Raw genomic sequence first — 16,981 nt, forward strand, 5'->3', positions numbered from 1 at the left:
AAGATCGGATGTCTGCTCCGTAGACTCCCCTCGTGGCCGTGACTGACGAGGCGATCCTCAAGATCAAGGAGATGCTCCTCAGCGGGGACCTGCGCCCCGGTGACCGGCTCCCGCCGGAGAAGGAGCTGGGCGAGCGCCTCGGCCTCTCGCGCAACTCGCTGCGCGAGGCGGTCAAGGCCCTGGAGCTCATCCGCGTGCTCGACGTACGACGCGGGGACGGCACCTACGTCACCAGCCTGGAGCCGCGCCTGCTCCTGGAGGCGATCGGCTTCGTGGTGGACCTGCACCAGGACGGGACGGTGCTGGAGCTCTTCGAGGTGCGCCGCATCCTCGAGCCGGCCGCCGCCGCCATGGCGACCCGCCGCGCCGACGCCGACGACATCGCCCGGCTCAACGCGCTGGTCGCCGAGGTCGCCCAGCAGACATCGGTGGAGGACCTCGTCGCGCACGACCTGGAGTTCCACCGCTGCATCAGCGAGATGTCGGGCAACTCCTACCTGAGCAGCATCCTGGAGCAGCTCTCCAGCAGCACCCTGCGGGCGCGGATCTGGCGCGGCCTCACCGAGGAGCGGGCGGTGGAGCGCACCCTCGCCGAGCACCAGGCCATCGTCGACGCGATCGCGGCCGGCGACGCCGACCTGGCGCGCTCCTGCCTGACGGTGCACATCAGCGGCGTCGAGCGCTGGCTGGCCAAGGCCTGAGCGGAGACGGCGAAGGGCGGGGCGGCCGCAGCCACCCCGCCCTCGCCTCCGTCGACGGTCCCCGTCAGGGGGTCACTTGTAGAGGACCGCCTGGATCTTGGGGTCGTTGATGTTGGTCTTGTCGTACCAGTAGAAGCCGGTGTCGATGGTCTTCGGCAGGTCCTCGCCGTTGATCGCCTTCATCGCGGCCTTGACCAGCTCGGCGCCCATGCCGACCGGGTTCTGGGTGATCGCGCCGGCCATGATGCCGTTGTTGATCGCGTCGATCTGGGCCTGCCCCGAGTCGAACCCGACGACGACGATGCCCTTCTTGCCGCTCTCCTCGACGCCCTTGACGACGCCGATCGCGGAGCCCTCGTTGGAGCCGTAGATGCCGGCCACGTCGGGGTGCGACTGGATGATCGACTTCGTGATGTCGGCCGACTTGGCCTGGTCACCGGCGCCGTACTGGACCGGGAGCAGGGTGATGCCGGGGGCGTTGGTCTTCATCCAGTCGATGAAGCCGTCACGGCGGTCGGTGCCGGACTTGCTGGTCTGGTCGTGGACGACCATCGCGACCGTGCCCTTGCCACCGAGCAGGTCGGACATGTGCTTGGCCGCCTCGGCGGCCGCCGCCTTGTTGTCGGTCGCGGCGGTGGTGAGGGGGATGTCGCTCTCGACCCCGGAGTCGAAGGCGATGACCGGGATGTCCGCGCTCTTCGCCTGGTCCAGCAGCGGCGCGGCCGCCTTGCTGTCCAGCGCCGCGAAGCCGAGGGCGTCGGGCTTCTTGGTGATGGCGTTGCTGAGCATGGTCATCTGCTGCTCGACATCGGTCTCGGCCGGCGGCCCCTCGAAGGTGATCCGGGCGCCCTCCTTCTTCGCCTCGTCCTCGGCGCCCTGCTTGACGGCCTGCCAGAACTGGTGCTGGAAGCCCTTGGAGACGATGGCGATGTAGGGCTTGCCGCCGCCGGAGGCGCCGTTGTCGTCACTGCCGCAGGCGGCGAGCCCGAGCGCCAGCGTCACCGCGGCCGCTGCCGCTCCGACACGTCGGATGTTCATGAGTCACTCCCTTGTGCTGTTGATACTTCTGGTGGTGGGGGTGCGCCGGCCGCCGAGCAGACCGGTGGCGTGCCGGCAAGAGGCCGGCAGGAGGTCGAGCGGGCAGGCGGTTCGCTAGGCCTCCTTCTTGCGGATCATGTCCGCGTAGACGGCGACGAGGATGACCACGCCGAGGATGACGTTCTGCCACTCCTGGGGGATCGACATGATCTGGAGGCCGTTGTTGAGGACCGAGATGATGAGGGCGCCGATGAGGGTGCCGACGATCGACCCCTTGCCGCCGGCGAGCGAGGTGCCGCCGATGACGACGGCGGCGATCGCCTGCAGCTCGTAGCCCTGGCCGGTCGCGGGCTGGGCGGACGCGAGCCGCGCGGAGATCATCACGCCGGCGAGGCCGATGAAGAGGCCGGCGAGCGTGTAGATGAGGATCTTCCAGCGGCGCACGTTGATGCCGGAGAGCGCGGTCGCCTCCTCGTTGCTGCCGATCGAGAAGGTGTAGCGGCCGAGGATGGTCCGGTTGAGGACGATGGCGCAGATGACCGTGGCGGCGAGCAGGACGAGCACCGCGTTGGGGAAGTCGAAGCCCAGCAGGTTGCCGGTCGAGATCTTCACGTAGCCGGGGTGGTCGGAGAAGTAGATCGGCGCGCTGTGGGAGATCACCAGCGCGAGGCCCTGGGCGACCAGCATCATCGCCAGCGTCGCGATGAAGGGCGGGATCTTCAGCAGCGCGATGTTGACGCCGTTGACGAGGCCGATGAGGCCGCCGAAGAGGACCGCGCCGAGGATGCCCAGCCAGATCGGCAGGTCCCAGTTGGTGATGAAGACGCCGGCCATCACGGCGCACAGCGTCATGCCGGTGCCGATCGAGAGGTCGATGCCGCCGGTGATGATGACGAACGTCGTGCCGAGCGCCAGCGTGCCGATGACGACCGTGGAGAAGAGGATGCTGGTGACGTTGCCGTAGGTGAAGAACGTCGAGTTCGCGATCGAGAAGAACGCGAAGATGACGATCAGGCTGGCGAAGGCCAGCAGCTGCTGCAGACGGCTCTTCAGCCCGCCCAGCCAGCTCGGCATCGCGGCCGTCTCGGCCGCGGTGTTGAGGGTGCTCATCGGTCTCCCACTTCCGGGTCGGTGTCGTTCGGTTGGCCGGACGTCGCTGCAGCGGGCACCAGGCCCAGCTCGGTGGCGTCGGCGACGTTCTCGTCGGGTCGGAGCGTGGCGAGGTGCATGACCCGCTCCTGGGTGGCCTCGTGGTGCTCGAGCACGCCGCTGACGCGGCCCTCGGTCATCACCACGACGCGGTGGGACATCCGCAGCACCTCCGGCAGCTCGCTGGAGATCATCACGATCGACTTGCCCTGCTCGGCGAGCTCGTTGAGGAGCGCGTAGATCTCCTCCTTCGCGCCGACGTCGATGCCGCGGGTCGGCTCGTCGAAGATCAGCACGTCGCAGTCCTTGACGAGCCACTTCGCGATGACGACCTTCTGCTGGTTGCCGCCGGAGAGGAACTTGACGGTCTGGCTGACCGACGGCGTCTTGATCGACAGCGTCTTGACCATGGCCTGGGCCCGCTCGCGCACGGCGCCGAAGTCGACGAACCCGAACCGGCTGAACCGCTCGGCGAGTGAGCTGAGGCCGATGTTGGCGCTGACGTCCTGCTCGAGCAGCAGGCCGAGCGCCTTGCGGTCCTCGGAGAGGTAGCCGATCCGGTGCCGGGCCGCGTCGGCCGGGTTGTGGACGGCGATCTCCCGACCCCGCAGCCGGATCGTGCCGGCGGAGATCCTGTCCGCGCCGACGATGGCGCGGGCGACCTCGGTGCGTCCGGCGCCCATCAGCCCTGCGAAGCCGAGGATCTCGCCCTCACGCAGCTCGAAGCTGACGTCCTTGAGGAGCTCCTTGGTCGACAGGCCCTCGACCTCGAGCAGGACCGCGCGGTCCGGCCGGACGTTCTCCGGCTTGGCGTCGCTCGTGATCGCGCGTCCGACCATGAGCGAGATGACCTCGCGCAAGGTCGTCTCGCGGGTGTCGAGCGTGTCGACGTACCGGCCGTCGCGGATGACGGTGATCCGATCGCTGATCGCCTTGAGCTCGTCCATCCGGTGCGAGATGTAGATGACGCCGGTGTCGGGGCTCTTGAAGCGCCTGATCAGGTCGTGCAGCGTCTGCACCTCGGCGTCGTTCAGCGCCGCGGTCGGCTCGTCCATGATGAGGACCTTGGCGTCGTGCGAGAGCGCCTTGGCGATCTCCACCATCTGCTGCTTGGCGACGGTGAGGTCGCCGACCCGGGCCCGCACGTCGAGCGGCAGCCCAAGCCGGTCGATGAGCTCGGCGGCCTCCTTGTTGAGCGCCCGGTCGGAGAGGAAGACGCCCGAGCGCGGCTCACGCCCGATGAAGATGTTCTGCGCCACCGTGAGGTGGGGCATCAGGTTGAACTCCTGGAAGATGATGCTGATGCCCTTCTCCTGGGCATCCTTCGGCCCGAGGACCTCCAGCGGCTCGCCGTTGAGCCGGAAGGTCCCGCTGTCCGCGGTGTAGACGCCGGAGAGCAGCTTCATCAGCGTCGACTTGCCGGCGCCGTTCTCGCCGACGAGGGCGAGCACCTCGCCGTGACGCAGGTTCACCCGCATGTCGTCGAGCGCCTTGACGCCCGGGAACTCCTTGCTGACTCCCTCGACCTCGAGCAGGTAGTCGCTCATCGGGCGGTTCCTCTCTGCCCGTCGGGCGCCGGCACGACGCCCTTGCGGACGATGACGTTGCCGTAGGTGCGGATCTCGCCGGTGCGGACCACGAGGTACGCCGATCCGGCGACGTCGTAGAACGCGTGCCGGTCCACGAAGCGGACGCCGTCGAGACCGACGCCGGCCGCGTCGGCGAGCTCGCGCTGCACCGGCAGCACCTCACCGTCTGCGCTGGCCATGAGGTCGACCGCCGGGCGGTCGTCCAGCGGCAGCACCGAGCACACCGCGCGGAGCAGGTCGGGCGTGGTGATGCCCGGGAAGTCGAGGAGCCGATCCGCGAGGCGGTCGGCGGGAAAGTGAGCGTCCGCCAGGCAGACCGCATCCGAGTGACCCATCGCGTCGAGCGCGGCGAGCAGGTCGCCGGTCAGCAAGGGGTCGAGGCCGAGAAGCACGTGGAACCTCCTCCAGAAATCGATTTCTGTACCGTAGAGGTGACGCGCGTCACCGTCAACCGGCCACGACGGGGGGCACTCATCGGGCCGCTCCGATCCGGTAGACCCGGGCGGCCGTGGCGCCGAGGACCTCGTCCCGCTCGGCCGGCGCGAGCTCGCCCACGAGGGCGCTGACGACGTGCCAGTGGGGGTCGTAGCCGCCGTCGGGGACCGTCATCGGCCAGTCGCCGCCGTAGAGCAGCCGCGCCGGCCCGAAGGCCTCGAGCGCGAGCTCCCACACCGGGCGCAGGGCCTGGGTGGTGAAAGGCTGCCCGGGCGACTGCAGCCCGGACACCTTGGCGACCGTGTTCGGCCGCTCGGCGAGGGCGCGCAGCGTCTTCTCCCAGGCGGTCATCGCGTCGGTGCCGCGCGGCGGCTTGCCGAGGTGGTCGACGACGATGGTGAGCTGGGGGTGGTCGTCGGCGAAGGACGCCAGGCCCGGCAGGTGGCGGGGCCAGGCGTCAGGGACGTCGAGCGGCAGGCCGCGGGCGGCGAGCAGCCCGAGGCTCTCGCGGACCGCCGGCAGCTCGAGGAAGTCGTCGCGGGGGTCGTCGTGGACCAGGTGCCGCACGCCGCAGAGCCGGTCGCCGTACGCGTGGAGCTGCGCGGCGGCCGTGGCCGGGTCGTCCAGGCGGACCCAGCCGACCACGCCCGCGACGAACGGGTCGCCGGCCGCAGCCAGCATGGCGCGGGTGTCGGCCTCGGTGTCGGCCGCCTGGACGAGGACAGCGGCGTCGACGCCGGCGGCCGCCAGCTCGGTGCGCGCGTCGGCGAGCGAGAACGTCCGGTCGAGCGGGCCCGGCGGGATCCAGCCGTAGTCGCCGCTGGCCAGGTCCCACAGGTGCAGGTGGGCGTCGATGACAGCCATCACGGCACCAGTCCCTCGGTCGCCAGGTCGGCCCACAGCGCCTCGGGGACGTCGGCCGCCAGCCGGGCGGCGTTCTGCCGCACCTGGTCGGGACCGGCGCCGCCGACGACGACAGCCCGCACGACCTCGTGGCGCAGTGGGAAGCGCAGCGCGGCGGTCGGCAGGTCCACGCCATGGGCGCGGCAGACCTCGGCGATCCGGCGGGCGCGGGCGAGCAGCCCGGGCGGCGCGGGCTCGTAGTCGAACCGCGCGTCGTCGCGGGGTTCCGGTCCCGCGGTCAGGCCGGAGTTGAAGACAGCGGCGGCGACGACGCCGACCCCGTGCTTGCGGCAGGCCGGGAGCACCTCGTCGGCCGCTGAGGTGTCCACGAGGGTGTAGCGGCCCGCGACCATGAGGAGGTCGACGGCGCCGGAGGCGGCGGCTCGCGCCAGCGCGTCGTTGACCATCGAGCCGACGCCGACCGCGCGCACCAGGCCCTCGTCACGCAGCGCCGCGACCGCCGGGAGGCCGTCGCCCAGCGCGCGGTCGAGGCCGCCCTCGACATCGGCTCGCTCGGGGTCGTGCAGGTAGACCACGTCGACGGCGTCGAGGCCGAGCCGCTCGAGGGACTCCTCCAGGCTGCGGCGTACGCCGGCGGGCGTGAGATCCCACTGCCGGCGGAGGTCGGCCGGGACGACGAAGTCGTGGGCGAGGTCGAGCGTCCCGGCGCCGGCCGGATCGGGGACGAGCAGACGCCCGACCTTGGTGGAGAGCGTGAAGTCTGCGCGCGGCTTGGTGGCGAGGAAGGCGCCCAGCCGGCGCTCGGACAGGCCGAGGCCGTAGTGCGGCGCGGTGTCGAAGTGCCGGATGCCGGCCTCCCAGGCGGCCTCGAGGATCGCGTGCGCCTGCTCGTCGCTCAGGGCGCGATAGAGGTTGCCGACGTTCGCCGCGCCGTAGCCGAGCCGGCCCAGCGAGGCCGGGGCCGGCTCAGCCGCGCGAGCCATGGCGGTAGGTCTCGAGCGCTGCCTCGAGCATCTCCGCGCCGCTGCCCGGCGCGGTCGGCGTCACATAGTGCCCGTCGCTGATGACCACCGGCGTGACGAAGTGCTCGTGGAGGTGGTCGACGAACTCCACGACCCGGCCCTCGGTGCTCCCCGAGACCGCGACGAGGTCGAACATCGACAGGTGCTGCACGACCTCGCACAGCCCGACGCCGCCCGCGTGGGGGCAGACCCGCACGCCGAACTTCGCGGCAAGGAGCAGGATCGCGATGTTCTCGTTGACGCCGGCGACGCGGGTCGCGTCCAGCTGCAGGACCTGCAGCGCCTCGGCCTGGAGCATCTGCTTGAAGATCACGCGGTTGGCGACGTGCTCGCCGGTCGCCACCGGGATCGGCGCGACGCCCCGCGCGATGGCGGCGTGGCCGAGGATGTCGTCCGGGCTGGTCGGCTCCTCGATCCAGGCCACGTCGTAGGGCGCGAGCTCGCTCATCCAGTCGACGGCCTCGGCGACGTCCCAGCGCTGGTTGGCGTCCACCGCGATCGCGATGTCGGGCCCGACGACCTCCCGCGCGATCGCCAGGCGGCGTACGTCGTCCCGACGGTCGGCGCCGACCTTGAGCTTGATCTGGGTGAACCCCTCGGCCACCGCCTCGCGGCAGAGCCGGGCCAGCTTGTCGTCGTCGTAGCCGAGCCAGCCGGGCGTGGTCGTGTAGGCGGGGTAGCCGGTGCGCAGGAGGTCGGCCTCGCGCTCTGCCCGGCCGGCGACCGCCTGGTGGAGGATCTCCAGCGCCTCGTCGCGGGTCAGCGCGTCGCTGAGGTAGCGGAAGTCGACGAGGTCGACGATCTCCTCGGGGCTCAGCGAGGCGAGCAGCTGCCACAGCGGCTTGCCCTCGCGCTTGGCCCGCAGGTCCCAGGCCGCGTTGACGACCGCGCCGATCGCCATGTGCATGATGCCCTTCTCCGGGCCCAGCCAGCGCAGCTGGCTGTCGTGCACGAGCTCGCGCCAGAAGCCGCCCAGGTCGCCGAGGACCTCCTCGACGTCACGGCCGAGCACGTGGTGCCGGAGCAGGTCGATCGCCGCCACCTGGACGTCGTTGCCGCGCCCGATCGTGAAGACGAAGCCGTGTCCGCTCATCCCGTCGGCCGCGTCCGTACCGATCCGGACGTAGGCCGCCGAGTAGTCGGGGTCCGGGTTCATCGCGTCCGACCCGTCGAGGGACAGCGACGTCGGGAACCGAACGTCGTCGGTGTCGAACGTCGTGAAGCGGCTCACGGGTCTCCTTCGGGATAGGTTGCGTGCTGCCGACAACCGGTGACAGCGGTCACACCCTAGACATCGGATGTTTTGTTGGTCAACAGGCTCGACAGGGCCGTTTTCGATCCGTAATCTCGCCTGCGTCCCCTCGAAAGATCCGACGACTGCCGCCGCCTCATCTGCAGCGGTGTGACGGGAGCACCATGAGATTCGCCCGCCTCGGCCCGCTCGGCGCCGAGCGACCCGTCCTCGTTCGCGAGGGCACCGGCTACGACCTGTCCGCCATCACGCCCGACATCGACGGCGCTTTCCTCGCCGCCGGCGGCCCGGCACGCGCGGCCGCCGCTCTCGCCGCGGGCGAGCTGCCGCAGGTCGACCTCGACGGACTGCGCGTCGGCGCACCGATCGCGCGTCCGGGCTCCGTGCTCTGCATCGGCATGAACTACGCCGCCCACGCGGCCGAGTCGGGCTCGGCTCCTCCGGAGGTGCCGATCCTGTTCCTCAAGACGTCCAACACGGTCGTCGGTCCCGACGACGAGGTGGTCATCCCGCGCGGCAGCGACAAGACCGACTGGGAGGTCGAGCTGGGCGTCGTCATCGGCCGCCGGGCGGCCTACCTCGACTCACCGGACCAGGCGATGGACCACGTCGCCGGCTTCGTGCTCGCCAACGACGTCTCCGAGCGCACCTTCCAGCTGGAGGTCTCGGGCGGCCAGTGGAGCAAGGGCAAGTGCGCTCCCGGCTTCAACCCGACCGGGCCGTGGCTGGTCACCCCCGACGAGCTCGACCACACCGCTCTCGGCCTGCGCAGCTGGGTCAACGGCGAGCCACGCCAGGACTCCTCGACCGCCGACATGATCTTCTCGGTGGAGCACCTCGTGCACCACCTCTCCCAGTACCTCACCCTCGAGCCGGGCGACCTGATCCTGACCGGCACGCCCGAGGGCGTCGCGCTGTCGGGTCGGTTCCCCTACCTGCGGGACGGCGACGTCGTCGAGGTGGAGATCGACGGGCTCGGACGCCAGCGCCAGACGTTCGTCGCGTGGACGGAGGAGGCACGATGAAGGACTTCGACGGTCTGGTCGCCGTGGTCACCGGCGGCGCGAGCGGCATCGGTGCGGCGATCGCGACCACCCTGCAGGAGCGGGGCGCACGGGTCGCCGTGCTCGACCTCGACCCCAGCACGGCGCCGCCCGGCACGCTCGCGGTCCGGGCCGACGTCACCGACGACGCGTCGGTCCGCGAGGCCGTCGACACGGTCGTGCGGGAGCTCGGCCGGCTCGACGTCGTCGTCAACAACGCCGGCATCGGGGCGCAGGGCACCGTCGCGGACAACTCCGACGAGGAGTGGCACCGGGTCTTCGACGTCAACGTGCTCGGCGGAGTGCGGGTCAGCCGGGCCGCGCTCCCCCACCTGCGCGAGTCGCCGTCGGCCGCGATCGTCAACACGGGCTCGATCGCCGCGACCGCCGGGCTGCCGCAGCGGGCGCTCTACAGCGCCAGCAAGGGCGCCGTACTCGCCCTCACCCGGGCGATGGCGGCCGACCACCTCTGGGAGGGGATCCGGGTCAACTGCGTCAACCCGGGCACGGCCGACACACCGTGGATCGGTCGCCTGCTCGACCAGGCGGACGACCCCGCCGCGGAGCGGGCCGCGCTCGAGGCCCGGCAGCCGCACGGACGCCTGGTGAGCGCCCAGGAGGTGGCCGACGCCGTCGCCTACCTGGCCAGCCCGTCGTCGCGCTCCACCACGGGTACGACGATCGCGGTGGACGGTGGCATGAACGATCTCCGGCTCCGGCCGAGGTCCTGACGCCGTACTCTCGGCGCACCATGGCCACGATCTATGAAGTCGCCGCGAAGGCGGGCGTCTCCCCCGCCACCGTGTCACGCGTCTTCAACGGGATCACGGTGAGACCGGGCTACGCCGAGCGCGTCCGGGCGGCGGCCGAGGAGCTCAGCTTCGTCCCCAACCGGACCGCCCGGCGGCTACGGCGGCAGGCCTCCGAGGTGATCGCGCTCGTCATCCCCGACATCGAGAACCCGTTCTTCACCGCGCTCGCCCGTGGGGTCGAGGACCGGGCGATGGCCGGCGGGTTCTCGGTCGTCCTCTGCAACAGCGACGAGCAGCCGGAGAAGGAGACGCGCTACCTCCAGGTCGCGCTCTCGGAGCACATGGCCGGCGTCGTGCTCGCGCCCGCCGGCGACCACCCCGAGCTCGACGCCCTCCTCGGCCGTTCGACGCCGGTGGTCGTCGTCGACCGACAGGCGCCGCACCACGACCTCGACACGGTCGTGATGGACGACGAGGCGATCGGTCGCGACGAGACGCTCCGTCTCTACGACGGCGGTGCCGCGCTCGTCGCCTGCATCACCGGCCCGACCGGCGTCGGCACCGCCCACCGGCGTGCCGAGGGCTGGGCCGAGGCGTTCGCCTCACGGAGCCCGGACGCGGACCCCGCGACCTACCTCGAGCGGGCCGACTACCGCGTCGAGGGCGGCCACACCGCGATGGAGCGGCTGCTCGACCTGCCGACCCCGCCTGACGCCGTCCTCGTCGCCAACAACCTGATGGGCGTCGGCGCGACCCGGGCGCTGGCCGAGCGCTCGTCCGACGTCACGCTGCTCATCCTCGGCGACCTGCCGTTCGGGATGTTCCCGCGGCCGGGCAGCCGGGTCGTCCCGCTCCCGGCCCGCCGGCTGGGCACCGAGGCCGCCGACCTGCTGCTCGCCCGGATCAAGGGCGACCGCACTCCGACCCGGACGGTCGTCCTCGACGCCGGGCTCTGACGGGAGTCAGCGGTCCCCGTCGAGCCGGGCGTGCGCCGACCGGATGTGCGCCTCGACCAGGTCGGCGGCCGCGGCGCCGTCCCCCGCCGCGATCGCCTCGTAGACGCCACGGTGCTCCTCGGACAGTCGCCGGCGCACGGCCGGCCAGTCGTCGCCGAGCCGCTCGAGGCTGGCGAGGATCGGCTGCCGCATCGCCTCGCGGATCGCGATGGTCATGTCGGCGACGAGCCGGTTGCCGCCCGCCTCGGCGATGGCGATGTGGAAGGTGGTGTCGAGGTCGTTGTAGGACCGGCGGTCCTCGTCGACGCCACCCTCCAACGCCTCCATCGCCGCCAGGGGCGCGGCGATCGCGCTCATCGCGGCCCGGGTGGCGTTGGCGGCTGCGAGCGCCGCGCTCGACCGCTCCAGCGTGATCCGGGCCTCGATGACGTCGCCGACCGGGAAGTTGGCGAGCGCGACGTGGACGCGGAGGAGGCGGGTGAGGGCCTCCGACGGCATCGCGGAGACGACCGTCCCGGCGTCCGGACCCGAGCCGACCCCGGCCCGGACCACCCCCTGCGCCTCCAGCGTCCGCATGGCCTCGCGCACCGCGGCGCGGGAGACCTGGAGCCGGGCCGAGAGCTCGCGCTCGCCGGGGAGCCGGTCGCCCACCTTCAGCGCCCCGGCCAGGATCTGCTCCTCGACCTGGTCGACGACGTGCTGGTAGGCGCGGACCCGCTCCACCGGGCGCCAGGCGTCCCCCGCCCTTGCGTCGATCACGGCCGTCACCCTACAGTCGCGCCATGTGGTCTGACCACATCGAGGTCGGCCAGATATGAGGAGGTACCGGTGCGCGTCGCGTTGTTCGCCACCTGCTTCAACGACGCGATGTGGCCCGAGACGCCGAAGGCGGTCGTCACCGTCCTCGAGCGGCTCGGCTGCACCGTCGAGTTCCCGCTCGGACAGACCTGTTGCGGCCAGATGCTCACCAACACCGGCTACGCCCGCGAGGCGCTGCCGCTGGTCGAGCGGTTCGCCGACGTCTTCGAGTCCTATGACGCCGTGGTGGCTCCGTCCGGCTCGTGCGTCGGCTCGGTGCGGCACCAGCACAGCGGCGTCGCCCGGGACTGCGGCCGGACCGACCTGGCCGAGCGCGTGGCGACCGGGGCCCGGAAGGTCTACGAGCTCAGCGAGTTCCTCGTCGACGTGCTCGGGGTGACCGACGTCGGGGCGAGGTTCCCGCACCGCGTGACCTACCACCCGACCTGCCACTCGCTGCGGATGCTGCGCGTCGGCGACAAGCCCCTGGAGCTGCTCCGGGCCGTGCGCGGCATCGACCTGGTGGAGCTGCCCGGAGCCGAGGAGTGCTGCGGGTTCGGCGGGACGTTCGCCCTCAAGAACGCCGACACCTCGGTCGCGATGGGCTCCGACAAGGCCCGGCACGTGCGCGAGACCGAGGCGGAGGTCCTGGTGGCCGGCGACAACAGCTGCCTGGCGCACATCGGCGGCCTGCTGCGACGGCAGCGGGCCGGCGTACGCGTGATGCACCTGGCGGAGGTGCTGGCCTCCACCGAGGCGGACTTCGCGCGCGGCCAGGAGCTCGGGGCGGAGGCCACGCGATGAGCGGGACGTTCGTGGGCATGCCGGCCTTCCCCGACGCCGCGCGCGAGGCGCTGGCCGACTCCCAGCAGCGCCGCAACCTGCACCACGCCACGCACACCATCCGCGACAAGCGCGCCCGCGTGGTCGGCGAGGTGGGCAACTGGGAGGAGCTCCGGGTCGCCGGTGCCGAGATCAAGGACCGGGTGCTGACGCACCTCGACACCTATCTGGAGCAGCTCGAGGAGTCGCTCACCCGGGCCGGCGCGACGGTCCACTGGGCCCGCGACGCCGAGGAGGCCAACCGGATCGTCGTCGAGCTCGTCCGGGCGACCGGCGCCGACGAGGTGGTCAAGGTCAAGTCGATGGCGACCCAGGAGATCGAGCTCAACGACGCGCTCGAGGCCGCCGGGATCGACGCCTGGGAGACCGACCTGGCAGAGCTCATCGTGCAGCTCGGCCACGACCTGCCGAGCCACATCCTCGTGCCGGCGATCCACCGCAACCGGGCCGAGATCCGGGAGATCTTCCTGCGCGAGATGGGCCAGGTCGGCACGCCGGCCCCCGACGGGCTGACGTCGGAGCCGCGCGAGCTCGCCGAGGCCGCCCGCCGCCACCTGCGCGAGAAGTTCCTCCGCTCCCGGGTCGCGATCTCGGGCGCCAACTTCGCGGTGGCCGACTCGGGGACGCTGGTCGTCGTCGAGTCCGAGGGCAACGGCCGGATGTGCCTCACCCTGCCGGAGACCCTGATCAGCGTCGTCGGCATCGAGAAGGTGGTCCCGACCCTCGCCGACCTCGAGGTCATGCTCCAGCTGCTCCCGCGCAGCTCGACCGGCGAGCGGATGAACCCCTACACCTCGATGTGGACCGGCGTGACGCCCGGCGACGGGCCACAGGACGTGCACGTCGTGCTGCTCGACAACGGCCGGACCGAGGCGCTCGCCGACGAGCTCGGGCGGCAGGCGCTGCGCTGCATCCGGTGCTCGGCCTGCCTCAACGTCTGCCCGGTCTACGAGCGGGTCGGCGGCCACAGCTACGGCTCGGTCTACCCGGGTCCGATCGGTGCCGTGCTCAACCCGCTGATCCGCGGCACGTCGACCCCGGTCGACAAGTCGCTCCCCTATGCCTCCTCGCTCTGCGGCGCCTGCTTCGACGCCTGCCCGGTCCGCATCCAGATCCCCGACCTGCTCGTCAGGCTGCGCACCCGTGTCGTCGACGAGAAGCGCGGTGGGATCCCGTCCGGCGAGGAGATCGCGATGAAGGGGACCGCCTGGATGTTCGCCGAGGCCAAGCGCTGGGAGCGTGCGCAGAAGGGCAGCGAGCTGGCCGGACGGGCACTGCGCCGTCGAGACGGGCTCGGCCGGCTGCCCGGCCCGCTCTCGGCCTGGACCGACGCCCGCGACGCACCCGCGCCGCCGGAGGAGACGTTCCGCAGCTGGTGGCGACGAGAGCGAGGGACCGATGAGCGCGCGTGACGAGATCCTCGGCCGGGTCAGGACGGCACTCCAGGACGCCCCGGACAGCCCGCCTCCGGCCTGGACGTACGGCGCCGGGGCGGCCGTGGCCGACGTACCGGCCCTGTTCGCGGAGCGGGTGGAGGACTACCGGGCGACCGTGCAGCGCGTCGGGGCCGGTCAGGTCGCCGATGCCGTGACCGAGGCGCTCGGAAGCGCCGGCACCGTCGTCGTGCCGGACGGCCTGCCGTCCGAGTGGCTCCCCGACGGGCTCGAGACGGTCGTCGACGACGGCTCGCTGGGAGCCGGCGACCTCGACCGGATCGACGCCGTGGTCACCGGGTCGGCGGTCGGCATCGCCGTCACGGGGACGATCGTGCTCGACCACGGGCCCGGCCAGGGCCGGCGCGCGCTCTCCCTCGTGCCGGACCTGCACGTCTGCGTGGTGAGGGAGGCGGACCTGGTGGCCGACGTGCCCGAAGCGGTGGCGCGGCTGCAGTCCTCGATCGACGCCGGTCGTCCGCTCACCTGGATCAGCGGGCCCTCGGCGACCAGCGACATCGAGCTCCAGCGGGTCGAGGGCGTCCACGGACCCCGGACGCTGCGGGTTCTCCTCGTGAGCGAAGGGCCCTAGGCTGCCTGAGGTGACCGAGCACGTGCCCAGCCGCCACGTCCTGTCCGCCGACGGCGTCTCGCTGGCCGTCTACGAGACCGGTGAGCCGGGGCGGCCGACGGTGGTCGCCGTGCACGGCTACCCCGACGACCACACCGTCTGGGACGGGGTGGTCGCGCTGCTCGCCGCGGACTTCCACGTCGTCACCTACGACGTGCGCGGAGCCGGTGCCTCCGCGGCGCCGCAGCAACGAGAGGGCTACCGGATCCCGCACCTGGTCGACGACCTGCTCGCCGTCGTCGACGCCACGGCTCCGGGCGAGGACGTGCACCTCATCGGGCACGACTGGGGATCGGTGCAGAGCTGGGGCGCCGTCGTGGACGAGCGGCTCGAGCAGCGGCTGCTGTCCTTCACGTCGATCTCGGGACCGAGCCTGGACTACGCGAGCGCGTGGCTGCGCGGGATCCGGCGCCACCCGGGGGCGGCGCTGCGACAGCTGGCCGAGTCGTCCTACATCGGGTTCTTCCAGCTGCCGGTCGTCCCCGAGGCGGCGATCCGCGCGGGTCTGCTCGACCGGCTGCTCGCGTGGAGCTCGGGGGTCCAGGCGCCCCGGTCCCAGCGGGACGCGGTCAACGGCCTCGAGCTCTACCGCGCCAACTTCCTCAACCGGATGGCGTCGCCGGAGCCGCGGTCGACCGTCGTGCCGGTGCAGGTGATCGCACCGAGCCGCGATCCCTACATCTCGACCCGGCTGGCCTGCGAGGCCCCCGAGCCCTACGTCCCCGACCTGCGCACGCACGTCGTCGACGGCGGCCACTGGATCGTCTCGCGGAAGCCGGACGTGGTCGTCGACCTGTTCCGGGCGTTCGCGGCCGACGTGACCAGGTGATCGCCGACCCCTGTCGGAGCGCCGGTGGCCGGGTCTAACGTCGCTCCATGGCCAGCAAGCTCAATCCCTACCTGTCGTTCCAGGACACCGCGCGCGACGCGATGGAGTTCTACCAGTCGGTCTTCGGCGGCGAGCTGTTCGTCAGCACGTTCGGCGAGATGGGCGACCCCGACGCGGCGGGGGCCAACCTCGTCATGCACGCGTCCCTGCAGACCCCGGCCGGCTACGTGCTGTTCGCGTCCGACACCCCACCGGGCATGGACTTCACCCCCGGGAGCCAGATCGCGGTGAGCTTGAGCGGCGACGGCGACTCCGCCGACGAGCTGCGCGGCTACTGGAGCAAGCTCTCCAGCGACGGCACCGTCCGGATGCCGCTCGAGCGGCAGATGTGGGGCGACGACTTCGGCATGGTGACCGACCGGTTCGGCATCGACTGGATGGTCAACATCGCCGGCGGCGACGCCAGCTCATGACGCCAGCGCGACGGCCGTGCCCACCACGGCGGCCGTGACCAGGACGGCGACGACACCGCGGCGCAGCACGAAGAGCGCCACGGCCGCACCGGCCAGGACGGCGTACTGCCAGGCGTCGGTGAGCTCGCGTGCGAGCGGGACCGCCGAGCCGTAGATCGCGCCGATCGCGGCCGGCCCGGCCCCGGCGAGGAACGCCTGCGCCCGCCGGTCCGCGCGGAGCCTGTCGAAGTGCCGGCCGCCCAGCAGCACGAACGCGAAGGACGGACCGAACGCCACCACCGCCGCGAGCAGCCCACCGACCAGTCCCGCCGCGGCATAGCCGACGACGGCGACGGTGTGGACGACCGGGCCGGGCGTCACCTGGCCGAGCGCGACCGCGTTGAGGAACTGCGACCCGCTCATCCAGTGGTGCTCCGCCACGGCGTCCGCCTGCATCAGCGGGATGATGACGAACCCACCCCCGTAGGAGAGCGCGCCGACCTTGAAGGAGGTCCACGCGAGCGAGAGCAGTGCGCCGGCCCCGACCGTCCCGCCGCCGGCGACCGCGAGCGGGAGAACGGCGGAGAGGTCCCTGGCCGGGTGCCGGACGATCAGCTCGACGAGGCCGCACGCGAGCAGGACCACCACGACCCACGGACCGAGCAACGCGGCGGCGGCCGCACCCGCCGCGGCGTAGACCGCCCAGCGGGCCGTCGACTCCCGGCGGCCCCAGCTGGCAGGGGTCAGCCCCCAGCCGGCGTGGACGGCCACGGCCGCGACCGCCGCCCCGGCGCCCGCGCCCGCGCCGAGCACCCAGTCCGGCGGGCCGCCGAGGAACAGGGCCGCCAGCGCGAGGATCGCGACGAGCCCCGGCACGATGAAGGCGAGGCCGCCGACGACCGCGCCGGCCGGGCCGCGGACCCGCCAGGCGGTGAAGATCGCCAGCTGGGTCGACGACGGCCCCGGCAGCAGGTTGCAGGTCGCGATCGCGTCCTCGAACTCCTCCGCGTCGATCCAGCCCTCGCGGTCGACGCACAGCTCGCGCAGGAGCCTGATGTGGGCAGGGGGTCCGCCGAAGCCGAGGCAGCCGATGCGCCCCCAGGAGCGGAGGACGGTCAGCAGGCCGGGCACGGAGCCCATTGTCCCGTGACGAGCAGGGCGGCGCGCGACTCCTCGGGACGTGCGCGGATATCC

The 16,981-nt window shown here is 72.1% G+C and carries 18 protein-coding genes; 9 read left to right on the top strand and 9 right to left on the bottom strand.

The window, feature by feature from the left end; genetic code table 11:
- Positions 1-32: 32 nt before the first annotated feature.
- Positions 33-701 (top strand): FadR/GntR family transcriptional regulator, encoded by a 669-nt coding sequence (locus QDS12_RS01205; RefSeq protein ID WP_279876380.1) that lies wholly within the window; start codon positions 33-35, stop codon positions 699-701.
- Between the two features lie 72 nt (positions 702-773).
- Here QDS12_RS01205 and QDS12_RS01210 read toward each other — a convergent pair whose 3' ends face one another.
- The 7 genes from QDS12_RS01210 to QDS12_RS01240 all read right to left on the bottom strand — a co-directional run bounded on the left by QDS12_RS01210 (position 774) and on the right by QDS12_RS01240 (position 8,029).
- The gene (locus QDS12_RS01210) at positions 774-1,739 is read right to left on the bottom strand and encodes an ABC transporter substrate-binding protein (protein WP_279876381.1); all 966 of its coding nucleotides are present in this window, start codon (positions 1,737-1,739) and stop codon (positions 774-776) included.
- A gap of 114 nt (positions 1,740-1,853) precedes the next feature.
- The gene (locus QDS12_RS01215; protein ID WP_279876382.1) at positions 1,854-2,849 is read right to left on the bottom strand and encodes an ABC transporter permease; all 996 of its coding nucleotides are present in this window, start codon (positions 2,847-2,849) and stop codon (positions 1,854-1,856) included.
- Positions 2,846-4,435, bottom strand: a complete 1,590-nt coding sequence (locus QDS12_RS01220) for a sugar ABC transporter ATP-binding protein (RefSeq protein ID WP_279876383.1) — start codon at positions 4,433-4,435, stop codon at positions 2,846-2,848. The genes QDS12_RS01215 and QDS12_RS01220 overlap by 4 nt, the downstream gene beginning before the upstream one ends.
- The gene (locus QDS12_RS01225) at positions 4,432-4,869 is read right to left on the bottom strand and encodes an RbsD/FucU domain-containing protein (RefSeq protein ID WP_279876384.1); all 438 of its coding nucleotides are present in this window, start codon (positions 4,867-4,869) and stop codon (positions 4,432-4,434) included. Before QDS12_RS01225 ends, QDS12_RS01220 begins: the two co-directional genes overlap by 4 nt.
- A 79-nt stretch (positions 4,870-4,948) precedes the next feature.
- Positions 4,949-5,776 carry an amidohydrolase family protein gene (locus QDS12_RS01230; protein ID WP_279878442.1) on the bottom strand — a complete coding sequence of 276 codons (828 nt, stop codon included), beginning with the start codon at positions 5,774-5,776 and terminating at the stop codon, positions 4,949-4,951.
- Positions 5,776-6,759: an aldo/keto reductase gene (locus QDS12_RS01235; RefSeq protein WP_279876385.1), complete on the bottom strand. Its 984-nt coding sequence runs from the start codon at positions 6,757-6,759 to the stop codon at positions 5,776-5,778. Before QDS12_RS01235 ends, QDS12_RS01230 begins: the two co-directional genes overlap by 1 nt.
- Positions 6,743-8,029: an L-fuconate dehydratase gene (locus QDS12_RS01240; RefSeq protein WP_279876386.1), complete on the bottom strand. Its 1,287-nt coding sequence runs from the start codon at positions 8,027-8,029 to the stop codon at positions 6,743-6,745. Before QDS12_RS01240 ends, QDS12_RS01235 begins: the two co-directional genes overlap by 17 nt.
- 185 nt (positions 8,030-8,214) lie before the next feature.
- Between QDS12_RS01240 and QDS12_RS01245 the strand changes: the two genes are divergently transcribed.
- The 3 genes from QDS12_RS01245 to QDS12_RS01255 are packed head-to-tail and all read left to right on the top strand — an operon-like array spanning position 8,215 to position 10,801.
- Positions 8,215-9,075 carry a fumarylacetoacetate hydrolase family protein gene (locus QDS12_RS01245; RefSeq protein ID WP_279876387.1) on the top strand — a complete coding sequence of 287 codons (861 nt, stop codon included), beginning with the start codon at positions 8,215-8,217 and terminating at the stop codon, positions 9,073-9,075.
- Entirely contained in the window at positions 9,072-9,824 is a 753-nt protein-coding gene (locus tag QDS12_RS01250; RefSeq protein ID WP_279876388.1) for an SDR family NAD(P)-dependent oxidoreductase, read from the top strand. Before QDS12_RS01245 ends, QDS12_RS01250 begins: the two co-directional genes overlap by 4 nt.
- Positions 9,825-9,844: 20 nt before the next feature.
- A complete protein-coding gene (locus QDS12_RS01255) occupies positions 9,845-10,801 on the top strand; it encodes a LacI family DNA-binding transcriptional regulator (protein WP_279876389.1) in 957 nt (318 codons plus the stop codon).
- A gap of 6 nt (positions 10,802-10,807) precedes the next feature.
- On the opposite strand, the gene QDS12_RS01260 is transcribed toward QDS12_RS01255, so the two are convergent.
- Positions 10,808-11,560: an FCD domain-containing protein gene (locus tag QDS12_RS01260; protein WP_279876390.1), complete on the bottom strand. Its 753-nt coding sequence runs from the start codon at positions 11,558-11,560 to the stop codon at positions 10,808-10,810.
- Between the two features lie 69 nt (positions 11,561-11,629).
- Here QDS12_RS01260 and QDS12_RS01265 point away from each other — a divergent pair, with 69 nt between their 5' ends.
- From QDS12_RS01265 to QDS12_RS01285, 5 genes are read left to right on the top strand one after another with little or no spacing between them, the layout of a single operon-like run.
- Positions 11,630-12,403 carry a (Fe-S)-binding protein gene (locus tag QDS12_RS01265; RefSeq protein ID WP_279876391.1) on the top strand — a complete coding sequence of 258 codons (774 nt, stop codon included), beginning with the start codon at positions 11,630-11,632 and terminating at the stop codon, positions 12,401-12,403.
- Positions 12,400-13,854, top strand: a complete 1,455-nt coding sequence (locus tag QDS12_RS01270) for a LutB/LldF family L-lactate oxidation iron-sulfur protein (RefSeq protein WP_279876392.1) — start codon at positions 12,400-12,402, stop codon at positions 13,852-13,854. Before QDS12_RS01265 ends, QDS12_RS01270 begins: the two co-directional genes overlap by 4 nt.
- Complete coding sequence (locus tag QDS12_RS01275; RefSeq protein WP_279876393.1) at positions 13,841-14,467, top strand: lactate utilization protein C; 627 nt, start codon at positions 13,841-13,843, stop codon at positions 14,465-14,467. The genes QDS12_RS01270 and QDS12_RS01275 overlap by 14 nt, the downstream gene beginning before the upstream one ends.
- A gap of 10 nt (positions 14,468-14,477) precedes the next feature.
- The gene (locus QDS12_RS01280) at positions 14,478-15,335 is read left to right on the top strand and encodes an alpha/beta fold hydrolase (protein WP_279876394.1); all 858 of its coding nucleotides are present in this window, start codon (positions 14,478-14,480) and stop codon (positions 15,333-15,335) included.
- 47 nt (positions 15,336-15,382) lie between these two features.
- Complete coding sequence (locus QDS12_RS01285) at positions 15,383-15,808, top strand: VOC family protein (protein WP_279876395.1); 426 nt, start codon at positions 15,383-15,385, stop codon at positions 15,806-15,808.
- Here QDS12_RS01285 and chrA read toward each other — a convergent pair.
- On the bottom strand, positions 15,803-16,918 hold the full coding sequence (chrA, locus tag QDS12_RS01290) for a chromate efflux transporter (protein WP_279876396.1): 1,116 nt from the start codon (positions 16,916-16,918) through the stop codon (positions 15,803-15,805). The genes QDS12_RS01285 and chrA overlap by 6 nt on opposite strands.
- Positions 16,919-16,981: the final 63 nt, after the last annotated feature.

Origin of the sequence: Nocardioides sp. CER19 (assembly GCF_029846275.1) — a bacterium.
GTDB lineage: Bacteria > Actinomycetota > Actinomycetes > Propionibacteriales > Nocardioidaceae > Nocardioides.

Bases quoted from the DNA above. Each gene is read 5' to 3' on its own strand.
- QDS12_RS01210 (WP_279876381.1), bottom strand. From the start codon at position 1,739: ATGAACATCCGACGTGTCGGAGCGGCAGCGGCCGCGGTGACGCTGGCG.
- QDS12_RS01215 (WP_279876382.1), bottom strand. From the start codon at position 2,849: ATGAGCACCCTCAACACCGCGGCCGAGACGGCCGCGATGCCGAGCTGG.
- QDS12_RS01220 (WP_279876383.1), bottom strand. From the start codon at position 4,435: ATGAGCGACTACCTGCTCGAGGTCGAGGGAGTCAGCAAGGAGTTCCCG.
- QDS12_RS01230 (WP_279878442.1), bottom strand. From the start codon at position 5,776: ATGGCTGTCATCGACGCCCACCTGCACCTGTGGGACCTGGCCAGCGGC.
- QDS12_RS01235 (WP_279876385.1), bottom strand. From the start codon at position 6,759: ATGGCTCGCGCGGCTGAGCCGGCCCCGGCCTCGCTGGGCCGGCTCGGC.
- QDS12_RS01245 (WP_279876387.1), top strand. From the start codon at position 8,215: ATGAGATTCGCCCGCCTCGGCCCGCTCGGCGCCGAGCGACCCGTCCTC.
- QDS12_RS01250 (WP_279876388.1), top strand. From the start codon at position 9,072: ATGAAGGACTTCGACGGTCTGGTCGCCGTGGTCACCGGCGGCGCGAGC.
- QDS12_RS01255 (WP_279876389.1), top strand. From the start codon at position 9,845: ATGGCCACGATCTATGAAGTCGCCGCGAAGGCGGGCGTCTCCCCCGCC.
- QDS12_RS01270 (WP_279876392.1), top strand. From the start codon at position 12,400: ATGAGCGGGACGTTCGTGGGCATGCCGGCCTTCCCCGACGCCGCGCGC.
- QDS12_RS01275 (WP_279876393.1), top strand. From the start codon at position 13,841: ATGAGCGCGCGTGACGAGATCCTCGGCCGGGTCAGGACGGCACTCCAG.
- QDS12_RS01285 (WP_279876395.1), top strand. From the start codon at position 15,383: ATGGCCAGCAAGCTCAATCCCTACCTGTCGTTCCAGGACACCGCGCGC.